The 24,792-nt window shown below is 40.2% G+C and carries 24 protein-coding genes and 1 tRNA gene; 15 read left to right on the forward strand and 10 right to left on the reverse strand.

Annotated features, from left to right (window positions below; genetic code table 11):
* Positions 1-155: 155 nt before the first annotated feature.
* Both HMPREF1504_RS07110 and HMPREF1504_RS07115 read left to right on the forward strand, forming a co-directional pair.
* On the forward strand, positions 156-1,349 hold the full coding sequence (locus HMPREF1504_RS07110; RefSeq protein ID WP_038124729.1) for an MFS transporter: 1,194 nt from the start codon (positions 156-158) through the stop codon (positions 1,347-1,349).
* 57 nt (positions 1,350-1,406) lie between these two features.
* Positions 1,407-2,294 carry a LysR family transcriptional regulator gene (locus HMPREF1504_RS07115; RefSeq protein WP_038124731.1) on the forward strand — a complete coding sequence of 296 codons (888 nt, stop codon included), beginning with the start codon at positions 1,407-1,409 and terminating at the stop codon, positions 2,292-2,294.
* 86 nt (positions 2,295-2,380) lie between these two features.
* Here HMPREF1504_RS07115 and HMPREF1504_RS07120 read toward each other — a convergent pair whose 3' ends face one another.
* A complete protein-coding gene (locus tag HMPREF1504_RS07120) occupies positions 2,381-2,992 on the reverse strand; it encodes a LysE/ArgO family amino acid transporter (RefSeq protein ID WP_038124734.1) in 612 nt (203 codons plus the stop codon).
* A 134-nt stretch (positions 2,993-3,126) separates the two neighbouring features.
* On the reverse strand, positions 3,127-4,170 hold the full coding sequence (locus tag HMPREF1504_RS07125) for a YeiH family protein (RefSeq protein ID WP_038124736.1): 1,044 nt from the start codon (positions 4,168-4,170) through the stop codon (positions 3,127-3,129).
* A 274-nt stretch (positions 4,171-4,444) separates the two neighbouring features.
* Here HMPREF1504_RS07125 and HMPREF1504_RS07130 point away from each other — a divergent pair, with 274 nt between their 5' ends.
* From HMPREF1504_RS07130 to HMPREF1504_RS07150, 5 genes are all read left to right on the forward strand, one after another.
* Entirely contained in the window at positions 4,445-4,990 is a 546-nt protein-coding gene (locus HMPREF1504_RS07130) for a carbonic anhydrase (RefSeq protein WP_005376646.1), read from the forward strand.
* Positions 4,991-5,535: 545 nt separating this feature from the next.
* Entirely contained in the window at positions 5,536-6,288 is a 753-nt protein-coding gene (gene bioD / locus HMPREF1504_RS07135; protein ID WP_009661821.1) for a dethiobiotin synthase, read from the forward strand.
* 75 nt (positions 6,289-6,363) lie between these two features.
* Complete coding sequence (gene bioA, locus HMPREF1504_RS07140; protein ID WP_038124738.1) at positions 6,364-7,752, forward strand: adenosylmethionine--8-amino-7-oxononanoate transaminase; 1,389 nt, start codon at positions 6,364-6,366, stop codon at positions 7,750-7,752.
* A gap of 121 nt (positions 7,753-7,873) precedes the next feature.
* On the forward strand, positions 7,874-9,214 hold the full coding sequence (locus tag HMPREF1504_RS07145; RefSeq protein WP_038124740.1) for an anaerobic C4-dicarboxylate transporter: 1,341 nt from the start codon (positions 7,874-7,876) through the stop codon (positions 9,212-9,214).
* Between the two features lie 171 nt (positions 9,215-9,385).
* Complete coding sequence (locus tag HMPREF1504_RS07150) at positions 9,386-9,682, forward strand: YciI family protein (protein WP_005376658.1); 297 nt, start codon at positions 9,386-9,388, stop codon at positions 9,680-9,682.
* Positions 9,683-9,742: 60 nt separating this feature from the next.
* On the opposite strand, the gene HMPREF1504_RS07155 is transcribed toward HMPREF1504_RS07150, so the two are convergent.
* Genes HMPREF1504_RS07155 through HMPREF1504_RS07165 form a run of 3 tightly spaced genes read right to left on the reverse strand, consistent with a single transcriptional unit; the run spans position 9,743 to position 11,767 of the window.
* Positions 9,743-10,147: a Fur family transcriptional regulator gene (locus HMPREF1504_RS07155; RefSeq protein ID WP_038124743.1), complete on the reverse strand. Its 405-nt coding sequence runs from the start codon at positions 10,145-10,147 to the stop codon at positions 9,743-9,745.
* Between the two features lie 59 nt (positions 10,148-10,206).
* Positions 10,207-11,025 carry a metal ABC transporter permease gene (locus tag HMPREF1504_RS07160; RefSeq protein ID WP_038124745.1) on the reverse strand — a complete coding sequence of 273 codons (819 nt, stop codon included), beginning with the start codon at positions 11,023-11,025 and terminating at the stop codon, positions 10,207-10,209.
* Positions 11,018-11,767 carry a metal ABC transporter ATP-binding protein gene (locus tag HMPREF1504_RS07165; RefSeq protein ID WP_038124747.1) on the reverse strand — a complete coding sequence of 250 codons (750 nt, stop codon included), beginning with the start codon at positions 11,765-11,767 and terminating at the stop codon, positions 11,018-11,020. Before HMPREF1504_RS07165 ends, HMPREF1504_RS07160 begins: the two co-directional genes overlap by 8 nt.
* Before the next feature lie 147 nt (positions 11,768-11,914).
* Here HMPREF1504_RS07165 and HMPREF1504_RS07170 point away from each other — a divergent pair, with 147 nt between their 5' ends.
* Together HMPREF1504_RS07170 and HMPREF1504_RS07175 are read left to right on the forward strand one after the other, a co-directional pair.
* A complete protein-coding gene (locus tag HMPREF1504_RS07170) occupies positions 11,915-12,820 on the forward strand; it encodes a metal ABC transporter substrate-binding protein (protein ID WP_009661805.1) in 906 nt (301 codons plus the stop codon).
* Between the two features lie 180 nt (positions 12,821-13,000).
* The gene (locus tag HMPREF1504_RS07175) at positions 13,001-13,669 is read left to right on the forward strand and encodes a hypothetical protein (RefSeq protein ID WP_038124750.1); all 669 of its coding nucleotides are present in this window, start codon (positions 13,001-13,003) and stop codon (positions 13,667-13,669) included.
* A 74-nt stretch (positions 13,670-13,743) separates the two neighbouring features.
* On the opposite strand, the gene fliB is transcribed toward HMPREF1504_RS07175, so the two are convergent.
* Entirely contained in the window at positions 13,744-14,661 is a 918-nt protein-coding gene (gene fliB / locus HMPREF1504_RS07180) for a flagellin lysine-N-methylase (protein ID WP_005376671.1), read from the reverse strand.
* Between the two features lie 172 nt (positions 14,662-14,833).
* Here fliB and HMPREF1504_RS07185 point away from each other — a divergent pair, with 172 nt between their 5' ends.
* From HMPREF1504_RS07185 to HMPREF1504_RS07200, 4 genes are all read left to right on the forward strand, one after another.
* Positions 14,834-15,403: a PepSY domain-containing protein gene (locus HMPREF1504_RS07185; RefSeq protein ID WP_005376688.1), complete on the forward strand. Its 570-nt coding sequence runs from the start codon at positions 14,834-14,836 to the stop codon at positions 15,401-15,403.
* Between the two features lie 49 nt (positions 15,404-15,452).
* Positions 15,453-15,528: transfer RNA gene (locus HMPREF1504_RS07190), tRNA-Thr, on the forward strand.
* 303 nt (positions 15,529-15,831) lie between these two features.
* Complete coding sequence (locus HMPREF1504_RS07195; protein WP_005376691.1) at positions 15,832-16,449, forward strand: SAP domain-containing protein; 618 nt, start codon at positions 15,832-15,834, stop codon at positions 16,447-16,449.
* Between the two features lie 556 nt (positions 16,450-17,005).
* On the forward strand, positions 17,006-17,587 hold the full coding sequence (locus tag HMPREF1504_RS07200) for a hypothetical protein (protein ID WP_232203338.1): 582 nt from the start codon (positions 17,006-17,008) through the stop codon (positions 17,585-17,587).
* 338 nt (positions 17,588-17,925) lie between these two features.
* Here HMPREF1504_RS07200 and alr read toward each other — a convergent pair whose 3' ends face one another.
* Positions 17,926-19,038, reverse strand: a complete 1,113-nt coding sequence (gene alr / locus HMPREF1504_RS07205) for an alanine racemase (protein ID WP_038124758.1) — start codon at positions 19,036-19,038, stop codon at positions 17,926-17,928.
* Between the two features lie 226 nt (positions 19,039-19,264).
* On the opposite strand from alr, the gene HMPREF1504_RS07210 reads away from it, so the two are divergent.
* On the forward strand, positions 19,265-20,215 hold the full coding sequence (locus tag HMPREF1504_RS07210; protein WP_038124754.1) for a 2-hydroxyacid dehydrogenase: 951 nt from the start codon (positions 19,265-19,267) through the stop codon (positions 20,213-20,215).
* Between the two features lie 117 nt (positions 20,216-20,332).
* Here HMPREF1504_RS07210 and pflA read toward each other — a convergent pair whose 3' ends face one another.
* From pflA to pflB, 3 genes are all read right to left on the reverse strand, one after another.
* On the reverse strand, positions 20,333-21,118 hold the full coding sequence (gene pflA, locus HMPREF1504_RS07215) for a pyruvate formate-lyase-activating protein (RefSeq protein ID WP_038124756.1): 786 nt from the start codon (positions 21,116-21,118) through the stop codon (positions 20,333-20,335).
* Between the two features lie 12 nt (positions 21,119-21,130).
* Entirely contained in the window at positions 21,131-21,370 is a 240-nt protein-coding gene (gene grcA3, locus HMPREF1504_RS07220) for an autonomous glycyl radical cofactor GrcA3 (RefSeq protein WP_005376651.1), read from the reverse strand.
* Positions 21,371-21,437: 67 nt separating this feature from the next.
* Entirely contained in the window at positions 21,438-23,555 is a 2,118-nt protein-coding gene (gene pflB, locus HMPREF1504_RS07225; protein ID WP_005381464.1) for a formate C-acetyltransferase, read from the reverse strand.
* A 378-nt stretch (positions 23,556-23,933) separates the two neighbouring features.
* On the opposite strand from pflB, the gene HMPREF1504_RS07230 reads away from it, so the two are divergent.
* Positions 23,934-24,734 carry a DMT family transporter gene (locus HMPREF1504_RS07230; RefSeq protein ID WP_232203337.1) on the forward strand — a complete coding sequence of 267 codons (801 nt, stop codon included), beginning with the start codon at positions 23,934-23,936 and terminating at the stop codon, positions 24,732-24,734.
* Positions 24,735-24,792 lie beyond the last annotated feature (58 nt).

Consider the following 24,792-nt stretch of genomic DNA (forward strand, 5'->3'; position numbering starts at 1 on the left):
AGATGAGAGCTTTTTTCGTACCTATCTTTACTTATTAGTGCATAAGAGATGGTCTTTTTTTCTTGTTTACGATACAATATATAGGTAAGTTATCTTAATATATTTAGGTAAATATATTCTAAATAATGTATATTATTTAATTGCTTGAAGGTTGTATGGATATTTCATGGAAGCGCATCATCTATTTGATTTGCGCTATACAAGTCGGTGCGGGCATTACTATTATCGGCGTATTATCATTTATACCTTTATATTTGGTAGATTTAGGGTTGACCAATCAAGGAGAGGCTGCTATGTGGGCCGGTCTTGTATCTGGTGTAACACCTTGTATGGTAGCCTTGAGTGCTCCCTTTTGGTCCAGGAAAGCCAATGAACTAGGGCCTCGGCGGGTGATGATGTTCATCCTTGCCACCCTGATGCTAGCTGTAGGGGCTGCCGGTTTTGCACAAACGCCGAGTCAGCTGTTAGTGTTGCGTACCTTACAAGGTTTAGTGGGTGGTTTTGTACCCATTGGACTTGGTATCATTGTATTAATCACACCAGAGGAACGCGTACCATGGGCGATGGGATTGTATCAAGCGTCGATGGTGATGGGTCTGGTTTTTGGCCCTCTTATGGGCGGTCTTGCTGCCGATTTATTAGGCTATCGGGCTCCGTTCTTTATGTTTTCAATCTTATCAGGCTTGTGCTTGTTAGCTGTGTACCTACTTATGCCTAATCTACAGCATACGCATAAGGTAGATAGTAATGAGTCCCAATGGGCATTAATTAAATCATTTCTTGCTATCCCACGTGTACGATTGCTCGTGGTTATGCAATTTTTATGTAATTTTGGTATTACCGGTATAGGCCCTATATTGCCGCTTTACATTAAACACTATATGCAAGTAAATGATGATTTTGTGGCTACCATTGTAGGTGTTATTATCTTTGGAGCCGGTCTGTTTAGTGCACTAGCATCGATTTCAATCGGGCGCATTACTAAATGGATGTCTATGCCGAATATATTATTGACGGCCACCTGTGGTGTAGGCGGATTTTTTATCCTCCAATATCTTATGCCAAATGTGTGGGGCTTAGGTATATTTAGAACCATTGCAGGATTCTTTATGGGCTTTATTACGCCTATAGCGAATACCTTGATTTCAAAGGCTGTTCCCAAAGAGCGGCGAAGTATTGTCTTTGGTGCTGTATCTAGTGTAGCCATGATGGGCAATGTGTTGGGCCCTATGATTAGTGGTATGATTGCTAATTGGTTTGGTTACGGCATGGTATTTTGGAGTACTGCTAGTATCTTTTTTATAGCCGCTATATTTGTGTGGCGTAGCCTGTTGCGTGAGAGTATCTAGATGTTTGGATAGTGACAGGTTTATTGTTTGGGATTATGTGTATTGAGAGAGTTCATCATGTTATTAAAACAATTGGAGTATTTTATTTCTGTTGTAGAGCATAACAGCTTTACACAGGCAGCCTATGAGCACTATGTGTCTCAGTCGGCTATTTCACAACAAATTAAATCCTTGGAGGCTAGTCTTGGCGTTCCATTGATGATACGTGAAAAGCGTAGCTTTCATCTAACACCGGCTGGTGAATATTTATATCGGAATGGTAAACAGCTGATGACGCGCGTTAAAAATTTACAAGATGAGACGGTGCGTGTCGGTAAAAATGAGCGTAAGTATTTGCGTATTGGCTATTTAAATCGCTATAGTGGCATTGCATTGCAGCAGGCATTAATGCGCACTACAAAACGGTATCGTGACCTCGATGTGCGTATGTATAGTGGCAGCCATTCTGAATTGAATCAAATGCTCGATGATAATTTGGTGGATATTATTTTTAATGACTATTGGCAAATTAAGTCGGATAATGATTATGTAGCATATCCTATTAGTAAGGCCACCGTTATAGCAGAGGTGCCCAAGGGGTATACCCCGGAGGGGTCTGTAGAGCTGAAAGAATTATTAGATTTGCCGTTAATTCTTGTATGTCATGATGACCAACGGTTAGATGAAGAGGAAAACTATCGAAAATCGATGGGATTTATGGGATCGTTCCTACAAGTTAAAAATCTTGAAGAAGCTCGTTTTCTCGTTGGTGCTGGACAAGGTATATTATTGGTAGACCGATTCAAGTATCTAGTGGATACCATTCCAGGTATTGAGCGAAAATGTATATTAAATAATGGTAAACCTATAGAAAAGGATTACTATTTCTATGTGAGTTCACAAAATCCTAATACCTATGCAGAGGCATTTAAAGATATTTTTCTACAGGTTCTCGATGAGTTTTAAATAACAACATATATGAATAAAACAGGTATCGCCTAAAACCACACAGCTTTATGGTGTAGTGATTTCAGGCGATACCTGTTTTGTGTTTATATGGACAGCATCATTAGAATGCCATCATAGACGAGCTTTATGCCATATATGATTAATACGGTACCGCATACGCGATTGATCCATACGAGATGGGATATCTTAATTTTCTTAGCTAGTACATACATGGTTCCAGCAAGGAATCCAAACCAAATCGGTGTCATCGCGAGAAATCCAAAGAAGAAGTGATATATGCTTTCAGCAGGAATATTAGCGCGAAAGGCGCCGAGCATCATGGATGCATCGATGACTGCTTGCGGATTGCCCCATGTAACGAGAAGTGCCATTAACAGGATATTTTTGATGGGGATGTTCGTATCAACCTTTTTGAGTGAAGGTGTAGTTTTAAATGTTTTGTATCCTAGGTAGGCTACGAGCAAGCCGCCTGCAATGAGAATGATCAGGTTGAAGACTGGCCATGCCTCGAGGAGCGCCCCAATGCCGTAAAAGGCCGCCATACTCAAGGTCATATCGAATAGGCCAATGATAGTGATAGTTAACAGGATACGTGGCAATGGTTGGACGAGGGCCGTATTAATGATAAATAGATTTTGCATCCCAATCGGTGCAAACGTGGCGAGACCTACTAATAAACCTTGCAGGAAATACATAGATAATCCTCCTTTCTTGATGGATGATACGTTTAGGTAAATTTGGTACGTATAATAAAAGAATAGACCCCTGTGTAGTGTTATAAAGTACTACATAGAAATCTATTCTGTATTAAACGAAGCTTTATTCTATTTTACCATAAACCGATAACATGTTGCATCCCTAGGCTGACGAGGGTGATGCAAATCCAGCATGCAGCGCCTAATGCAAGGGCACTACCACCAGATTTGATAAGCTTAACAAGATTTGTATTAAGCCCAATAGCAACCATGGCCATGGTGATAAAGTATTTAGAAATAGTTTTGAATATGTCTAAGAAGTGAATATCTACATTTGCATAGGACAATACAGTTGTAATAAGAGAACAAATGACAAAATAAAGAACGAACTTAGGGAAGATAGCTGCAATATTAACAGATTCAGCGTTATCGCTTGCCTTAGCCGCTTGTTTGGCTTTGTACACTTGATAACTAGCAAGACCTAAACAGATAGGGATGATTGCCAATGTACGTGTCAATTTAACGATGGTTGCATATTCAAGAACTTGCGTGCCTGTGCCCTTCATGCTATCCCAAACAGCAGCAGTAGCTGTTACGGATGATGTATCGTTAACGGCTGTGCCCGCAAAGAGGCCAAAGCCCATGTTAGACAATCCAATAGCATCGCCAAGAGGTGGGAATATGAATGCAGCGACTACGTTGAAGAAGAATACAACGGAAATAGCTTGTGCAATATCTTGATCGCTAGCTTTCACAACAGGCGCCGCCGCAGCAATGGCACTACCACCACAGATGGAAGAACCGACACCAATCAAAACGGCTGTGTTAGAATCGATATGCGTGGCTTTGAATATGATGTAAGAAATGATAAGCGATGTGGCAATGGTTGAGATGATAATTGGTAAGGAAACCCAACCTACATGCAATACTTGGGTGATGTTAAGACCAAAGCCGAGAAGGATAACGGCCCATTGTAGGATTTTTTTAGACGTAAATCCAATGCCGGCGCCCGTTTTTTCTCGTTTCCAAGATGTGAATAATGAACCAATAATAATACCGAGGATAATAGCGAAGATTGGACTGCCGATAAAATGAAAATGCTGTCCTAATAGCCAACATGGAATGGCTAGAATTGCACAGAGCAATATGCCTGGCAGTGTTTTTGCGTTGATACCCATCATAAAACCTCCTAACTGTACCTACTTGGTACATACATCGCTGCGGTATCGCGCAGGATGTATAAATAAACTACGACTTAATAGTAACATAATCGGGGGAATTAATCGAGGGGGATTCCTCATTAAGTATCTTGTATACATAGCTTATAGTATTGTATCTTATGGTGAAAGTTTTATATAATCTTATACGGGATAATTATACTTAATGAAATATGATTCCTAGTAAAATACGTAGAGAACATCAACATGTCTCATAGAATATGCGAGGTGCATTATGATTGATATTAATGGCATTATTGAAAAAAACAAAGAATATGTAGCTAAACATCCTGAGCTTGCTCAAAAGGGTTTAACTAGTCATCCTACAAAGAAATTAGCCATTGTAACATGTATGGATACGCGTTTAGTGGGGATGCTCGAAGAATCTTTAGGATTTGATCGCGGCGAGGTTATCACCATTAAGACGGCCGGCAACAGCGTAACGCAACCGATTGATAACATCGTTCAAAGCTTGCTTGTGTCTACATACGGTATGGGCATCGAAGATGTAATCGTCATCGGTCACGAAAACTGTGGTATGATTGACTTTTCCGCAGAACAATTTATGGAATCTATGAAAGCCAAAGGCATTAATGAAGATGCCATTCGCATGATTGAACCAGGTCTTATCGATTGGATGGACCGTTTCCACATTTCTGAAGAAAATGTACGCTATACAGTTAAATTCTTGCGTCACCATCCATTATTCCCAAGAGGTATGGGATTCTATGGGGGGATGATGGATCCTGATACAGGGGAATTCCGCTATATTGAGGTTTAATCATCTACTCGATGGGGCCCTATTACAATTCTACATTTAGGTTATCAAGAGCCACTCACACCGTCTCGCTCCACCGGCCGGGTCTGTTCCTACGGAACAGGGCCAAAGTCGCTGCGAAGGTATGAGTGGCTCTTGCTATAACTGTAGATATAATTGGGTCCCATCGAGTTTACGTATAACCACAATACTCCGGAATTCCTCTGTATTTAATGAGAGAAACACCGGCCGGGTCTGACTCCGGCCTGCGGCCTTCGCAGGGCCAAAGTCGCTGTGGAAAGGGACCCTCTATTTCTATTTACTTTGCGTGTAAACTAGTCTCATTGGGTTATGCTTACCCGCTCAATATAGCGGAATCTCTCTATATTTAATAGTGGAATGTCGCTGCGAAGGTATGAGTGGCTCTTGTTATAGCGAAAATTGTCAACCTGTATAGATTGTATATAGTTGACTGTTCTATTTGTAAGTTTTATACTGTAATTAAATTGTCAACTAATTATATATGCATAGTTGTTAATGCTGATTCGATATGGTAAAGAGGTGCTCGTATGAGACAGTTAGGTGTTTCTATTATTGGTACGGATACGGATGTAGGTAAGACGTTTGTCACAGGTTTGCTTGGGGCGTTAGCAGTGGACGATGGTTTTGATGTGGGCATGGTTAAGCCTGTGTCGTCTAGTGCGGTTCCGTTTTCTCAATGCGGAACGATGGATGAAGATGAAATATGCATGGGGCTTGAAAGTAAGGATGCTACCTATTTGATGCAGTCTGTAGGTATTCCTGAGTCGCGTCGTCGCGAGGTGAATCCTATTGCATTGGCAGGGGATTATTCACCGCGTTTGGCGGCAGAGTTGGCCGGTGTGGACATCGATTATCCAGAGATTGTAAATCATGTGAAAAGGGTTGTAAATCAACACGATATTACATTTGTAGAAGGGGCTGGTGGAATTACAACGCCTCTTACTAAGGATATTACGTTTACAAATCTTATGACGGATATTGCATATCCTGCCATATTGGTTGCTGATGGGCGTCTAGGTTCTATCAATCGCGTTGTGTTAACGTATGAGTATGCAAAACAGCATCATATTGATGTAAAAGGAATCATTGTAAATGATACGACTGTGGTGGATCCATTCTTATTAAAGACGAATATTGAGGATATGGAACGGTATACCGGTATTCCGGTGCTCGGTGTACTTCCTCCATATCAAGGACCTAATCAAGCTCATATCAAACTTGGTTGGGGGCGTTCATTCTTAGATTCGGCTAAGATTTGGCAAACTGTATGGGGCATTTAGTGAAAGCTCCATATACAAGGAATCTGGAATTAAGTAGATAGTATAGATATAAAATCTTAAGTATGAGGTGTTATGATGGCAGAGAAACAACTTTCACAAATTGCACAATGGGACCACGAATTTGTATGGCATCCATTTACACAAATGCAAGACTGGTTAGCACAAGAACCTGTAGTTATCGAACGCGGTGAAGGCGTGTATTTGATCGATGACAAGGGTAAAAAGTATTATGATGGTGTATCATCCTTGTGGGTTAATATTCATGGCCATAATCATCCTGTGCTTAATCAAGCGTTGAAGGACCAAGTTGATAAGATTGCGCATAGTACATTGCTCGGATTGGTGAGCCCTCCATCAGCGCAGTTGTGTAAAGAATTAGTTGAATTGGCACCAGAAGGTTTGGAAAAGGTATTCTTATCCGATGATGGTAGTACGGCTATTGAAGTCGCTATTAAGATGGCGTACCAATACCGTCAATTAGTAGGTCAAACAAAGAAAACGAAATTTATTGCACTCAATGCGGGCTATCATGGTGATACATTAGGTACTGTATCCGTAGGTGGGATTCAGTTGTTCCATCAAGTATTCCATAATTTGTTGTTCAAACCTTTAACCTTGCCAAGCCCTGGTGTATACCGTGATGTAGCAGATCGAGATAAAGCATTTGAAGATTCCTTAGCAGAATTGGAACGTATCCTCAATGAAGAAGGAGACGAAATTACAGCTCTCGTTATGGAACCATTAGTGCAGGCTGCGGCCGGTATGCTTGTTATGCCTCACGGCTATTTAAAACGCGTTCGTGAGTTAACTTCTAAACATGATGTGTTCCTCATCGTTGATGAAGTGGCAACAGGCTTTGGCCGTACAGGTAAATTCTTTGCTTGTGAACATGAAGGCGTATCGCCTGATTTTATGACCTTATCCAAAGGGATTACGGGTGGTTATTTGCCGTTGGCCGCTACATTGACTACAAAACGCGTATTCGATGCATTTCTTGGCACATTTGAAGAAAAGAAAACATTCTATCATGGCCATTCCTACACCGGTAATGCCTTGGCATGTGCTGTTGCATTGGCTTCGTTGAAAGTATTCCGCGATGAAAAGGTTATCGAAGGATTATCTGCGAAGATTGAGGCTTTCACAAAGGCACTCAAACCTATCGAACAGTTAAAACATGTTAAAGAAGTACGTCAACGAGGTCTTATTGTAGGTATTGAACTTGAAAAGGACGTTGCTACTCACGAAGCGTATCGCCCAAATGATGCGGTAGGTGCAAAGGTTGCCGTTTTAGCTCGTGAACAAGGCCTTATTTGCCGCCCAATCGGCGATGTGGTTATCCTTATGCCACCATTGGCATCCACGGTGGAACAATTGGAAGACATGGTTCGCATCGTAGGTGAAAGTATTAAACGTGCCACAGAAGAAGAGGGCGTATTAGAAGATTTGAAGCCAATCATTCTATAATAAAAAGCATTTTACTTGCATAATGTAAAATATATTCTATACATTCTCAAAATACGATGATTATTTTGCATATCTATGATACTATATATGTATAGTATATATATTCAAAGGAGGTCATCGTATGGACATTTATGTAATTATGCAAGTCATTATCTTGTTCGGTGCCATCTTCTTGGGCGTACGCCTCGGTGGCATGGGCATCGGCTATGCTGGCGGCCTCGGTGTCGTATTGCTGAGCCTCGGTATGGGGATGTTTCCAGGGCAAATTCCTTGGGATGTTATCTTAATCATTATGTCAGCCATTGCCGCAATTTGTGCATTGCAGTTGGCTGGTGGTTTAGATTATTTAGTACGCATTGCGGAAAATATCTTGCGTAAAAATCCTAAATACATCAACTATTTAGCTCCTACAGTTACGTATTTCTTGACAATCTTAGCTGGTACAGGTCATACGGCATTTTCTATGATTCCTGTAATTGTAGAGGTTGCAAAGAGCGAGAACATCAAGCCGTCCGTACCACTATCGATTGCCGTTGTAGCCAGCCAAATCGGTATTACCGCAAGCCCTGTATCCGCAGCGGTTGTTGCTATGAGCGGATTCCTTGAACCGTTCGGTGTTAGCTATCCAACATTGCTTGGTATTTGTATTTCCACAACATTTATTGCGGTTATGATTACTGCCTTTATCATGTCGACCTTTACGAACAATGATTTGTCTTCTGATCCTGTTTACCAAGAACGTTTGGCAGCAGGCCATGTGGCACCACCTCGCGAAAAGAATGTTGATTTCCATTTAAAACCAGGTGCGAAAAAATCTGTATTAATCTTCTTAATCGGTATCATTTGTATCGTATTCTATGCAACAGCGATTTCCAAGAATATCGGTATCATTAAACCGGTTATCTTCGGTCGAAACGATGCCATCGTCGGATTCATGATGATTATTGCAGCGGCTATCACATTCTTCTGTAAATTAGATACAGCACAACTTGTCAACACAAGTACATTCAAATCTGGTTTATCTGCTTGCGTCTGTGTTCTCGGCGTAGCGTGGTTAGGCGATACCTTTGTAAAAGGTCATATCCCTGAAATTAAAGCCATGGCCTCTAGCATGGTAACGGCATATCCATTCTTGTTAGCAGTGGCCTTCTTCTTCGCTAGTACGCTTTTGTATAGCCAAGCAGCGACTACACAAGCACTTGTACCGGCAGTAATCCTTGCTTTAGGTATTACACCGGAAAATACGGGGTCTGTATATATCATTATCGCATCCTTTGCAGCCGTATCTGCACTCTTTGTATTGCCTACATATCCAACACTTTTGGGGGCCGTGCAAATGGATGATACAGGTTCGACTCGAATCGGTCATCTCGTATTTAACCACCCATTCTTCATCCCAGGCGTACTGGCCATTGCTATTTCCGTAGCACTTGGCTTCGTTATTGCTCCATTGATGTTGTAATTGGTGAAAGTCTATAAAATCCTATACTTTACATAATAAATAGGGCGTGGTCATGTACGACTACGCCCTGTTATATTCTATAAAATAGAAACATTATAGGAAAAATGCTATACTATAGGTAAGAGAGGGATACATATAGTGTGGTTAAGCAAGAGTATATAGGAGCCTATTATGTATACGATTTCTATCAAGCTAGATATGAATCGCATCCCGCCGGAAGCATTCGAGGCAATGAGAGAGAAGCATCATATCTGGTATAAAACATATTTTGATGCAGGAAAATTTTTAATGTTTGGCACAAGACCAGATAACTCTGGTGAAAGCCTTATTATCGCTCAAGGAACAGTTGAGGACTTAGAAGAGGCTGTACAATTCGACGCATATTATGCGGAGCAATTGGCAACCTATGAGATTCGCGAATATAAGGTAACATTGTTCAATGAAGCGATTAAAAACTATATAGATTAATATTAGATATCCCATATGAAAGGGCCCCGAGTACATTAGATTAGGGGCCCTTTTGGCGTTTTATCTGTTTTTACAGTCCTTGCAGATTCCCGCAATTTCTAAGTGATGCTCTGTTACTGTAAACCCTACATCTGTAAGTTCCTGTGGCATTTCTACGACGGGGCAGGTATGTAGAGGTATCATAGTTCCACATTTCGTACATACCGCATAGTGACGGTGCGTATGGGGGGTAATTTCGTAGTACGCCATGTCGCTACCCATGATGGTGGTACGTGTAATGATATCTTTTGTTTCTAATAACTCAAGGGTGCGGTAAATGGTAGACATCCAGGTGGTGCTGTCATCGCCTAATCGTTCAGCAATTTCGATGGCGGTAATCGGTTTATCCGTTGAGTTTAATACGGACCAAATAGCTTCGCGCTGTTTGGTCTTTTTTATGCCTTCTGGCCAATGTGTTGTATTCATAATAACGCTTTCTATTATGGATTAACTATTAACTGTATGCACTCTTGTACACATAATATTTATTTACTAAATTGCATCCTCCGAATAATGGATTTAATATTCTTGATGATGAGTACTACCAATAGGATGAATACCGATGTAAGTGATACAAAGCCACCTGGTGCCACGTTAAGATAATAGGATCCGAATAGACCGATAATCATGGCCAGTAAACTAAATCCAATGGAGCAGAGTAAGGTTGTTCTAAAACCTTTTTCCAATTGTAATGCAGAGGCTACCGGTAAGGCAATCATGGCACTTAATACGAGAACGCCGACGATTTTGATGGAAATGGATACGGCTGCCGCCATTAAGATAGCAAATACATAGTTAATCAAATCCACTTTTACACCCGCTACTCGTGCTACCTCTTCATCGTAGGCGATGTAGAGCAGTGAGTTGTAGAGGAAATACAAGGTTAACACAGATAATATGGTGAGTACTGCAATGCTAATCATATCTGTAGTATTTACGGTTAAGATGCTACCGAAGAAGAATACGTTAGCGTTAGCTTTCAGCTTGCCCGAACTGATGAGGGTAATGGCTGTACCGATGCTGAGAGATAAGATGATGGTAAGAATCAAATCGAGGTGGTGAGAAAAGTATTTTCGCAAGAACTCGATAAGAGCGCCGCAGATAGCGGTGAATATGAAAGCCCCTAATATAGGGTTCGTATTGGTCAATAAACCGAGGGTAATTCCGGCGAGGGATGCGTGGCTCATGGTGTCGCCAATCATACTGGACCGGCGTAGTACCATAAATATACCGATGCATGGGCATAATAGAGAAATGCAGACTGCTACGAAGAAGGCATTTTGCATGAAATCATAATTAAACATGGCGCACCTCCTTAGATGTTGTATCATGAGCCTGAGCCGTCACATCTGTAAAGCAGGAACAGTTTTCATGGTCCACAGAATTGCATCCTGTGTTATGCATGATTTCGCAAGCATATTGTTCAGGGGAACAGAGATGACCTTGACCATTTGCAATGTGATAGATATTTGTCGAATTTGCAAGAGCCATTTCCAAATTATGCTCTACAGAAATAATAGTAATATGGTGTTCCTGATTTAGTGTGCGCAAGAGGGCATAAATACCTTCTTGGCTCTTGCGGTCGATGCCCGTTGATGGTTCATCGAGAATGATGAGATCTGGATTGCCGATAAGGGCCCGTGCGATAGAAACGCGCTGTGCTTGACCGCCGGATAATTTGCTGATGAGGCGGTCTTTAAACTCTGTCATATGTGTGAGTTCAAGAACGCGATTCACTTCATGCTTATCTTTGATGTTCAATAGCTTGCGATAGGAATCTAGAATTTCATGGACTGTAATAGGAAATCCAGCATGGGAGAAATCATTCTTTTGTGATACATAACGAATATTGTTCGTGTTACATGTGATGGAACCTTTTACAGGCGTTAGAAAACCTAGAATGAGGCGCAAGAGGGTGCTTTTACCAGAACCATTGTCGCCTACGATGGAAATATAATCGCCGCTATGGACCTCTACGTTTAAATCATTTAGCACATAGGGCGGTTGACCTTGGTATGAAAAATAAAGATGTTGAATTGATAACATAAAAACCACTTTTCTGATTGACAAAATTATTACTACGTTTATACTATAACTATATTACAAATGCAACTGAGTCGCAACTGCAATTAAAGAATACTATATATACTATAATAGCATGAGCACTCAGGATTTAGAAAAAGGAGGCCTACTATGGTCAAGAAACTGGTATTGTTAGTAGTTGGCGTGCTGATGGCTGCTCTATTTGCAGGCTGTGGTAATGATGCGCCAAAGGAACAAGCAGGTAAGAAAATCCAAGTGGTAACAAGTTTTAATGCTATGTCTGAATTTGCGAAGGCTATCGGTGGCGATAAGGTAGAGGTATCTACGATTATTCCAGATGGTACGGAACCACATGACTTTGAATTAAAACCAGAGAATATGAAACAATTAGCATCAGCGCAAGTATTTGTTTATAACGGACTCGGCATGGAACCTTGGGCGCAACAAGCGATTGATGCGGCTAAAAACGACAAACTTGTATCTGTGAAAGCATCTGACGGTGTAGAGGCTATTAAAAACACAGATCCTGACGAAATTAAAGAACATGGCGCAGAAGACCCTCATACATGGTTGTCTTTGAAAAATGCTAAGATTGAAGTTAAAAATATTAAGGATGCATTGGTAAAGGTAGATCCTGCTAATAAGGATTATTACGAAAAGAACTACAATGATTATGTAGCAAAACTAGATGCGATGATTCAAAAATATGAAGGTCAATTTGCAAAAGCTCCACACAAAAACTTTGTAACAGGTCATGCTGCTTTTGCATATCTATGCCGTGACTTTGGATTAGAACAAAATAGCGTAGAAGATGTGTTTGCAGAAGGTGAACCAAATGCAGCACAATTGGCTAAACTCATCGAATACTGCAAGGAAAATAAGATTACCACAATCTTCGCAGAAGAAATGGCTAGTCCAGAAGTATCTAAGACATTAGCTCAAGAAGTAGGCGCTAAGGTAGAAACTATTTATACTATCGAAAGCAAGGAAGACGATAAAACATATCTTGAACGAATGGATGATAATTTGACTAAAATCTTAGGAAGTTTGCAATAACTTTTTATGAGTAAAATTAAACTATTTATAACATAAAAATATAATAAAATTAAAAGCAAGGTATATTCTATACCTTGCTTTTATGTTATAATAAATGAGCGTTTCATGAAATAATGTACTATTTATGTGCATTGACGCATACTTTGTATTGTGTTGTATTAATAAGTATTAAGAGGACATATGATTGAATTCTTTGATCGATTAGTAGGGCCTATCGATACGGATGGCGTACGCATATATCGTCAACGTACCAGCATAACTCAATTAGTCGTGATGATGGTGCTAGCCGTTATATGTTACCAATTCACCGCTATAGGTGATTCGGTATATACGGAGGCTATGAAACACTTCATCATGAATCCCACCACATTTATGAAAATTGAACAACTTCCTATGGTTAATATCATTGAAATCAATGGATTGCTACAAAAGTTGAATACGACGACACCTCTGTGGGATGTGAGCAGATGGCTATTGCTGATTGTGAAAGCTTTAGTTATGGCTATACTTATCAGCGGCTATGCATTATGGCGTGCTCGTCATTGCTATACGATGACTATTTTAACCGGTGTATTCCACTGTATTGCATATGCGCAAGTGGTAATCGGTATCTACATGTTGAGCATTGGTGTACTATTTGCTTTCGCTAAAGCGCCTGTCGTCCTCGTGTTGTTATTAGGCGTATTTCTTACGATTATTTGCCTTCTTCTTACCATGTCCTTAATCACCGTGGTAGGACGTATTGTGGGGGCCTCCGTTTCGGGCAATGCCTTTGAAGGACTTCTCGTTATATGCGGTGCGTACATCATCTGGGTAGGCATAAAATTTTTAGGCATACTACTATTTTAAAAAGACACATTCCGTTTTTGGAATGTGTCTTTTCATCGTTATATAGCAACTACGCATGATTTGTCCGATAATTCTTATTTGGCAAGGTAGTTGTTTTCATATTCATTAAATAAGAATGCTACATTATCTTCATCGTATTCGATTTGTTCAGACCATCGTCTGATTTGTTCTGGCAGATTTCCGAATTGATGTGTTAGCAGTGCGATGAATACTGTGGCGTCAAAGGCGTATCGCACAAGGCTTTCTAACGAGTATTCTGCAAGCATATCAATTTGGCGGTATAAGATGTATTGATACACCTTGTTGAGTGCGGATACATCGATGGTGTCAGCCTTAAGTAAGTCCATCGTAGTTGATGCCGTTGTCGATGACAGCATGGCCTCTAAATGGGCTAGTTGTTTTGTCCATTCCTCATCGATAGGCTCCGTTTTCTTATATATAGTAACTAACTCTTGGCAGTAGTGGATAGAATGATTGAGTGTAAACTGACAAATAGCAGGATTAATACCTAATGCTAAGAGGTCAAAGATATTTTCGAGTACGGGACGGTCTTCAGCAGTAAATTCGCCGTCATCATCTTCGATAGTGAATAGCAATTGATCGCCTTCGGTAGCTAGTAACTTTTCTACCGATTCTTCGCAGGATAGACCGACGCCACAGAGCTCGAGGTCTTCGATATATTTATAGAACCGCGGATGCATATGACAGGTATCGCATAAACTATCTTCGCCTAGTTCTAAGACCACGCGGCACAATCCATCTTCCAGTAGCAACGGACAGGTAGGCTGTTTGTCGCTAAACATGAAATAATAGCCTTCGTCATCGACGGTCATAAATTTCCGTAGGTCTTCACCTAATGGTGTAGGCAGTGTTTGATATAATTTAGCCGTCTCCTCATCTACATCGATAGTCCACTTTTGACAACATGTATGATGACATTGATTGGCTTTGCATTGAAATGTATGGTAAAAGGTTGGATATAAAGAAATCATAGTACTCACTTGTATATATTATTAACTATTGTTTTACTAATTAAATTGTAACATATGCTATCTATTCGTGGGTGTCATTTTAGATTATGATTTTGTTCGTGAAAGTTCTAACTATTGTGTATAATAGTAGTATATGGAATATTTACTAATACTATTTATGTAGGAGGAATTTATGAAATCTATGTTCGTAAAAGGCGGTATTGCATTGGCACTAGCAGCGGCATTTGGGGTAAATGCACCAGTTGTTGATGCGGCTAGTATTGTACCGGTACAACCGACAGTAGCAGTTGTTGATGCTAATCATGCAGCCATTGTAGGCGCCAATACATTGCTCAATGCTTTCATTCAACAACATCCAAAAGCAGCGATTACAGAAATTGCATTTGATGGCGAAGATGGTCAAATTAAATATGAAGTTGAAGGCTTTGATTCAACAGGTAAGTATGAGTTGAAATACAACTACAATACAAATCAAATTGGTGAAACAAAAGAAGGCGCATACAAGGTTGGTTTAGAGAAAAAGGCCTTTGATCCTACTCGTATTTTAACGCCAGACGCAGTTGTAAACTTTGCCTTTGCTCAAACAAAAGGCCAAGCAACTAGCCTTAATAGCTGGTCTGTAAAAAATGAAAAAGGTCGTTTTGTATACGATGTAGAATTTGGTGCCGCTAATCATCAAGAAATTGAAGTACATGTAGACGCTTTCACAGGTGAACTCGTATCTGTAAAAGGCGTAAAATAGGTGTATTTGACATCTTACTGCAATAGGAGTAGGATGTTACTATACACATGCTGGTATAGCTCAGTTGGTAGAGCGGCTCATTCGTAATGAGTAGGTCGTAGGTTCGAATCCTATTATCAGCTCCAACTAATTTTATGAATTTCTGTGAGTATCAATGAATTGGATAGATTAAATAAATATAGATAATACCAGCTTTATTGATACTCTTAGATATTCATGATAGTCTATAAGTTGATTATAATTTGTCCTCTCTAAAAAACCCTTTAGGTTATCGCCTAGGGGGTTCTTATTATATATTAGAGTATGTTAATATATGTCAATATATGTTTAATAGCTTTTTTAGGGTATCTGGAATGTTGCGTTTTGTTGAAAGTATCTAATATATAAAAAAACCCCATTTAGAAATTTGGAGTTGTAGAGGTGAGCATTTGGAAGAAAATAGACCTGATTTTAGAGATATAAAATCATTTGAAGAATTTAACAGATACTACTGGTATCGAGAAGAGCTTTCACAAATTTGTAAGTACCTTGGATTAGAATACAGATGTACAAAAAAAGAATTAAATCATATTATAGAACAATATTTTAAGGGAAATAGAGTAGAAAAATTTTTGAGGAAAAGAAATAAAAATCAAACCGAAATAATAACCCTAAATACATCATTACTTGAATGTGGGTTTTCCTTTAATCAGAAATTTCGTGATTATTTTTCAGCTGTAACAGGTGTTAATCCCTTTAAATTTAATGCTGATATGGCAACAGCTTGGCGAAAAGTAAAACGGGACAACAACATAAATTTTACAATCCAAGATATGATTAAAATATACTATGGAGAGTCAGACTACGCCAAGTATGATAATTCAGCTTGCCAATGGAATCAATTTCTAAAGGATTTTTGTGCAGATGAGTTTAGCAATCATTACTCTAACAAGTTAAAAGTTGCGGCTATTCTTTGGAAAGAAGTTAGAGATTCAAAAAATAAAAAGATTTATTCACGGGGACTTCTAAAAGAATATAGCTACAAAATAGAGGAGTACTGTAAGTAAACAACTTCAAGTTTGTCGAAGGGAATATAAAGTATTAAAGACGATAGAAATAAAAAATCTATCGTCTTTTCCATGCCTATTTTCAATTTATATTGCGAGCAATAAATAGGGAAAACTCGCAAGAGTTACTAACCAGTATTTCAAATTTATTTTTTAAAAATTACAAATCTATTGGTAGCTTTTTGGTAGCTAAATATAGTATTTTTTCTAAAAATTTACTCATGAATGATCTAGCTGTGGGTCATATTGAAAAAATTAGTATTTAATAATATGGGAAATGTTGCATGCTATGGGCTTTCACAGAAATCAGCAGACATAATATGAATTGATGATTCATGAATCACATTTGTAAAAATTCTATAGAAATTTAGCCGAAAATTCATATATATTTCATGCAATAAATTGAGCTGTTCTGATATCTTAATTTGCATCTCATACGCGGTGGCTAAGATGGTCTCAGTTAGCCGCCATAGGCCTAGGTGGTAAACAGATGTGATTGTACATAGGTTATATTCCATAGCTTATATGCAATTAACTATTTGAAACTTAGGAGGACATGATGAAGAAATCTATCGTAAGAACTAGCCTTGCATTGGCAGTAGCTGGTGTATTAGGCACTAGCGTAGTTGCTTATGCAGCAGAAGCCCCACAAGTACAACCTGTGCCGGTAGTAAAAGAAGCAGTACAAACTGCACCAGTAGTAAAACAAGAAGCAACAGCACCAAAAATTGATGTGTCTGCAGCTATTAAACCTGTAGCAAATGAAAATACTAAACCTGTAGTGACTGAAACTGCTAAACCTGTAGCACCAGAAGCTGCTAGACCTGTAGCACCTGAAGCTGCTAAACCTGCAACAGCTGAGGCTACTAAACCTGCAACAGCTGAAGCTGCAAAACCTGTAGTAAACGAAAATGCACAACCTGTTGTAGTTCCTGCTGTAGCAAACCCTGCAGCTGCGTCCATGGATGCTGATACAACTCCTGCAGTTGCAAAAGCAGATAAAAAGGATGCAAAAACAACAAAGGTTATAAAAGCGGATAAAAAAGACCATAAAACAACTAAGGTCGTAAAATCCAATAAAAAAGCTCAACCTGCACCAGCGGTAAAGGCTGAAAAAGCAGATAAAGCTCATAAATAATCTACTATACCAATACACATGCATCGCGTCATTCCATCGGCGCGTGGGGTGCATAGAATCTCCCAGTGCACCCCGATGCGGGCCCTTTGGTGGATCAGACAAACATTGACTCTCTCCTATGCCGTCTGTCTCCTTAGGGCCTCCTTATGAAGGGTTCCTTCCCAATTCATAAGTATATACATGATGTATATAAAATATCTCTCTCACAACACACAATACACACACAACACACACAATCCATATGTGTATGGTATAGGAGAATAAAAGCACCACCGAATTTCGGTGGTGCTTTTGCTTTTGTGGATGACATTGAAATCACTGGTGTCATCCTCTTTATTTTATATGTATTGTCGTGGCACGCGATCAGAGAAGCCACAGAAGATTTCATAAGGAATGGTGGAGGCAAGGGCTGCAATTTCAAGGGTAGAGATGCTTTCATGACCTTGAGAACCCAATAGTACTACCTTGTCGCCTGGTTTGACCGTAATCGTATCAGGTATTGCTACCATGAATTGGTCCATACAAATGCGTCCTACAACAGGGCAACGGGTACCTTGGATGAGAACGGTACCACGATTAGATAGGCTGCGTGGATACCCGTCGGCGTAGCCTACAGGAATGGTAGCGATTGTCATAGGCTCTGGTGTGACATAGGTAGATCCATAACCAATGCCTTCGCCTGCTTCGAGATGTTGTACATGAACGACTTCACTGTGGAAGGAGAGAACCGGTTTTAGACCTAGTCGATTTGGCACATCGAGAGATGGCATGATGCCGTATTGGATGATACCTGGTCGTGCATCTGTGAATAGACTGTCCTTTACGGATAATAGACCGGCACTGTTGGCGAGAGAAAATCGATAGTCCGCATCAGGTCTAAAGGCGCGAATTTCATCCACCATTGTATGGAACTTTTGGGCCTGTCCATGAGCGTGACTTTGGTCTGCTGCATCGGCATTACTCATGTGTGAAAAGAATCCATCTACTGCAAGATTTGGATAGGATTCAACGCGCTTAATGAACTCTACCGCATCTTCTGGTTTAATACCTATGCGATGCATGCCTGTATCGACGGCTACGGCAACGCGGATAATCATATCGTGATTGTCAGCCACTTTGTTTAGGGCCTCTAAATCGGTAGATTCGCAAACAGCAGGAATGGAATTCGTATCCGCTACAAGTTCAAAGGATTGTGGTCTCGTTAGGCCTAATAGGTAAATAGGCACCATAATGCCAGCATTGCGAAGTGGTACAGACTCTTCTGGAATAGCGACGGCTAAGGATTCATAACCTTCTTCGACAGCAATACGCCCCATCATAACACTACCGTGACCATAGCCATTGGCCTTGATAACCGCTGTGGATGTACTCCACTCTGGGAGGCTGTCTTTTATTTTTCGTAGGTTCTCGCGAACCAAGCTTGTATCAATCGTTAAATATGTTGGTCTCATGATCATTTCACTCCTAAAATACATTACTTTTATTGTATAACTTTTAGGGAATTAAACAATAGTTTTTGTGAAAGTTTATGCTGAAATTTCATTTGATTTTATATTCAGGGAGTAATTAGTCTTAATCTGCATAGACTATGATGAATTAGCATATAATATGTAGTAGCTTGTAGTATAATTAATATATAATACATTTACCCTTAATAGAAATTGTTAGGAGGATATGATGAACGAACGAGTTGTAGTGGTTAATGCTGGTAAGATGAATTATGATCACTTGCTAGATTTTTCTGTATTATCAAATGATGTACAAGTGTATGACGATAGCACAAATGCTGAGCTTATTGAACGCATTCAAGGCGCTACTGTAGTGGTAACAAAAGAAATACCTGTAGGGCCAGAGTTGCTTTCACAATTTCCTGAATCTGTGAAACTCATCGTAGAAGCTGGTACTGGATATAACAACATCGACCTTGATGCGGCGCGTGCTAAGGGCATTACGGTGTGCAATATTCCAGCTTATAGTACGGAACGAGTAGCTCATACGGCGATTATGATGCTTCTAAATTTTGCATCTACTATGCAGCAACAAATCGGTATGCTTGCTAAAGGCGACCGTAGCAATTTTACTAAACATTTACAAGTCCCTCACACCGAAGTTAATGGTAAAACATTAGGTATCATCGGCGCCGGTCATATCGGCATGGCTGTTGTAAAGGTTGCAAGGGCGTTAGATATGAACATTTTAATTCATACGCGTACGCCAAAGGAAGATAGCGAGGGTATTTGCTATGTAAGCCTTGATGAATTACTCGCGCAAAGTGATTATATTTCCTTACATTGCCCATTGAATGATAAGACAAAACATTTGATTAATAAGGATACAATCGCTAAGATGAAATCTAATGCTGTCATCATTAATACGGGGCGCGGTGCACTTATTAATGAAGCGGATTTATGTGACGCCTTGGCAGCTAAACGCATTCACGGTGCTGGCCTTGATGTACAAGAGGTAGAACCTCCAGCAGAGGATAGCCCTCTGTATACATTAGATAATGTCATTATCACACCTCATATGGGCTGGAAGGGCCTCGAAACGCGTCAACGTTTGGTGGGTATTATTCGCGATAATGTACAAGCCTTTTTGAAAAGTGAACCTATTAATGTTGTCTCTTAATAGATAGATAAATAACCCCTGACCGGTTGTGTGGTCAGGGGTTATTTTCGTTTAGGGCTAGATCATAGATCAAGTTTTTAATATATATAGTATATATATCAAGGGAGGTAGTTATCCTCAAACTTGATTATGATTAGTTGGTGTTTTGATGGGACACCACCAATGTCTACGATATGCTTTTATGCCTTCTACAACGGTTTTGCTCGCTTTGGCAGCTAAATCCTTTGTAGCGGCCGGGATGCCATCAAGGCGGTAGGTAATACCTAATTCCTTGTATTTGGCAACCCCCATCACATGATATGGTAAACAGTCGACGGCTTGTAAGTTGCGTAGTGATCCTAAGAAAAAGCCTAGCCTATAGTGACGATCTGCATTGTCTGTAACGGTAGGTACCACCACATGACGCACCCAAATCGGCACATTTACATCAGTTGTCAGTTTTGCGAATTGAAGGATTGGTTCTAAAGGCTGTGCGGTTAGCCATTTATGGACTATAGGATCGATGTCCTTAATATCCAAAATGACGAGACTCGTTACGCTCAGTAACTTACGGTATGCCACCTCTTGGTGGGGATCAAAACAAATTCCACTTGTATCTAAACAGGTATGGACGTTTCTTTCACTAAAATATGTGAAAAGCTCGATGACAAAGTCAATTTGCATCAATGCTTCCCCACCTGTGACAGTAATGCCACCGTTCGTATAGAACTGACGGTTACGTTCGTATTGCTGCCAAATCTCTTCGACGGTCATGAACTTAGCTTCTTGGCTTTCTTCATTCCACGTGTCTGGATTATGGCAATAGGCACAACGCATGGGGCATCCTTGAAGGAATACCACCATGCGCATGCCTGGACCATCAACCGTACCCATCGTTTCTAGTGAATGAATACGTCCTGTCATAGAAAACCTCGATTAGATTTGTTGATGGAATGTACGGGAAATAACTTCATCTTGTTGTTGTTTCGTCAATTTGTTGAAGTGTACTGCATAACCAGATACACGAACAGTCAATTGAGGGTACAACTCAGGATGTTTTTGAGCGTCTAACAATGTTTCACGAGTGAACACGTTAACGTTCAAATGGTGACCGCCCTTTTGGGAGTAGCCATCCAATAATTCTACCAAGTTATCCACTTGTTGTTGGTTGCTCATGGGTATTCCTCCTTTCAACCAAAATACGAGTATTGATGCCGGTGAAAGCATACAATACGGTGGAAGATTATTTATCTTCCTCTATAGTAACATTTGGTTCGCTGCAAGCGAAGTTTGTATTGCTATTAGGCAATTGAGAAGGGTCTAACTCAATATCAAAATCGCCTACGGATACAAATGTTTCACCAGATTTACCTAATGCGTCTGGAACGATAGAGAAGGTATTGGAAATACCGTCAGAGCAATCGCGCCATGGCATTTTTGCAACGGAAGATAACGAAGCTACGGCACCGTGAGAATCACGACCATGCATAGGGTTAGCACCAGGAGCGAAAGCTTGACCAGCTTTACGGCCATCTGGTGTGGAACCTGTTGCAGTACCATACACTACGTTAGAAGTAATTGTTAACAAGCTCATAGTAGGAACGGATTGACGGTATGTAGGATGTTTACGCACCTTGTTCATGAATGTGGAAACAACCATGGAAGCCAAGCTATCTACACGATCATCATCGTTACCATATTTAGGGAATTCACCTTCGATTTCGAAATCAACAGCGATGCCGTTTTCGTCACGAATAGGTTTTACCTTAGCGTATTTAATAGCGGACAAGGAATCAGCTACTACGGATAAACCAGCAATACCAGTTGCGAACCAACGAGTTACTTTGCGGTCATGCAATGCCATTTCTAGTTTTTCATAAGCGTATTTATCATGCATGTAGTGAATGATGTTCAATGCGTTTACATATACGCCTGCCAACCATTCCATCATGTCGTCGAATTTTTCCCATACTTCGTCAAAGTCTAAGTATTCGGATGTAATAGGACGGTATTTAGGACCGATTTGTTTCTTAAGTTTTTCGTCAACGCCGCCGTTAATTGCGTAAAGCAAGCATTTTGCTAGGTTAGAACGAGCGCCGAAGAATTGCATTTCTTTACCAATACGCATTGGGGATACGCAACATGCGATAGCGTAGTCATCACCAGAGTTAGGACGCATCAATTCGTCGTTTTCGTATTGGATGGAAGAAGTTTCGATGGATAATTTCGCACAGAAACGGCGGAAGCCGATTGGCATGCGAGGGGACCATAGTACAGTGAGGTTTGGTTCTGGAGCAGGACCAAGGTTAGTCAATGTATGTAGGTAACGGAAGGACATTTTGGAAACCAATGTACGGCCGTCAGTACCCATACCGCCGATGGATTCAGTAGTCCAAACAGGGTCGCCTGTGAACAAGTTGTTGTATTCGTGGATACGTGCGAAGCGAACCATACGCAATTTCATGATGAAATGGTCTACGAATTCTTGGATTTGTTCTTCAGTGTAGGTACCATTGCGAAGGTCGCGTTCAGCATAGATATCAAGGAATGTAGAGTTACGGCCGATGGACATAGCGGCACCGTTTTGTTCCTTGATGGCACCAAGGTAACCGAAGTAAATCCATTGCATAGCTTCGCGAACGTCTTTAGCTGGTTCGGAAATGTCGTAGCCATAGGATGCAGCCATTTCTTTTAATTCTTTCAAGGAACGGATTTGTTCTTTGATTTCTTCGCGGTCACGGATTACGTCTTCTAGCATATCACCCATAGTGATGCTGAATTCTTGGTTTTTCTCTTCGATTAAGTAGTCGATACCATATAATGCGATACGACGGTAGTCACCGATGATACGGCCACGGCTATATGCATCTGGCAAACCAGTTACGATGTGTGCTGTACGAGCGGCACGCATTTCTGGAGTGTAAACATCGAATACGCCGTCATTGTGCGTTTTACGGTGCTTTTTGAAGAAGTCCTCTGTTTGAGGATCCATTTTAAAGCCATATTCTTCGATAGCAGATTTTGCTGTACGAAGGCCGCCATAAGGGAACATAGCGCGTTTTAGAGGTTTATCAGTTTGTAAACCAACGATTGTTTCAAGGTCTTTGTCGATATATCCTGGCGCATGCGCAGTGATGTGTGTTGCCACGGAAGTATCGGCATCAAGCATGCCACCTTTTTCGCGTTCTTCTTCGTATAGTTTCATTACCTTGTCCCACAATTTTGTAGTACGTTCTGTAGGACCAACTAGGAAGGAGTCGTCCCCTTCATAGGGAACATAGTTTCTTTGGATAAAGTCGCGTACGTCAATCGCTTTATCCCACACACCTGTGTTAAAATCTTTCCATGCAGTATGTTGCATTTTGCACCTCCATAAATGGATATAACTATAGATTTTGATATATCTAGTGTACAATGTTTATCTAAAACTCACAATATATAAATGATATGAATTTTCAATACATACTATGCAAATTTCGTAAGAATAGATATTATTTGTAATTTAATAATATTGAAAACACTATGTAAATATATTGAAAGTGTAGTACTTAACTTGCTTTATTTAGATGTGTATATTTGAAAGAACTAATTTTTGTATTATTTTTAAATAATGAAAATTTGTATCAATAAATGGAAAGTATTCGATATATTGTGATGGATCTTCTTGGAATTGTAGGGTGTTATTATGGTAATATTTAGATAGTATTGATTATGGAATTACGTAGAAAGGTAGATGCTAATGACAAATCGTATGAAAGCCATTTTAGGGGCATCTGCCACCATTGCCGTTTGGGCTACGGCGTTTCCTTTTGGTAAAGTAGCATTGCAATCAGTAGATGCATTGACACTCTCGGTAGCGAGGGTTGTAGGTGGTGCTATACTCATGCTAATTATTGGTGTATTTAAGGGATTACATATACCTACATCTTGGCGTGAGTGGGGCCTATATATTCTGCTAGGGGCTACAGGAAACTTCGTTTACCAAGTCGTTTTTAATGAAGGGTTGCGAACAATACCGGCCGCTACATCTAGTATTATTATGGCTTTGACACCGATGACTACAGCATTGATGGCATTGGTAGTCTATAAGGATAAAATACGCCTTATAGGTTGGATCTTCACCATAACTGCTTTTATAGGTGTGGCCGTTATTATTTTTTGGAATTCCACTCTGACCATTCCAATGGGGGCCATATGGACGTTGATTGGTATGATACTGTTTGCGGTTTATAATATTCTAAATCGCGGGCTTAGTCTGAAAGGTTATAACTCTATTACTATCGCTATGTGGTCCATGTTTACAGGTGCCATTATGGCACTACCTTTTGCAGATCATGCTATTGAAATGATTGGAGCCGCACCAATCACTGCGAAGCTTGCTATGGTATACCTAGCATTCTTTTCCAGTGCATTAGGATTCGTATTCTGGAGCTATGCCTTTGAACATGCTGAGAAAGTTTCGGATGTAACCAATTTTATGTATATTTCGCCAATCGTGGCAGCCGTAGTAGCAGCCTTTTTATTAGGCTTGAATTTATAATCTAAGTGCAACTAAAAAAGATTCATGGCTTTCTGATAAAATAGTGTTTGCAAAGACA

The organism is Veillonella sp. ICM51a, assembly GCF_000524355.1.
GTDB classification, from domain to species: Bacteria; Bacillota; Negativicutes; order Veillonellales; family Veillonellaceae; genus Veillonella; species Veillonella atypica.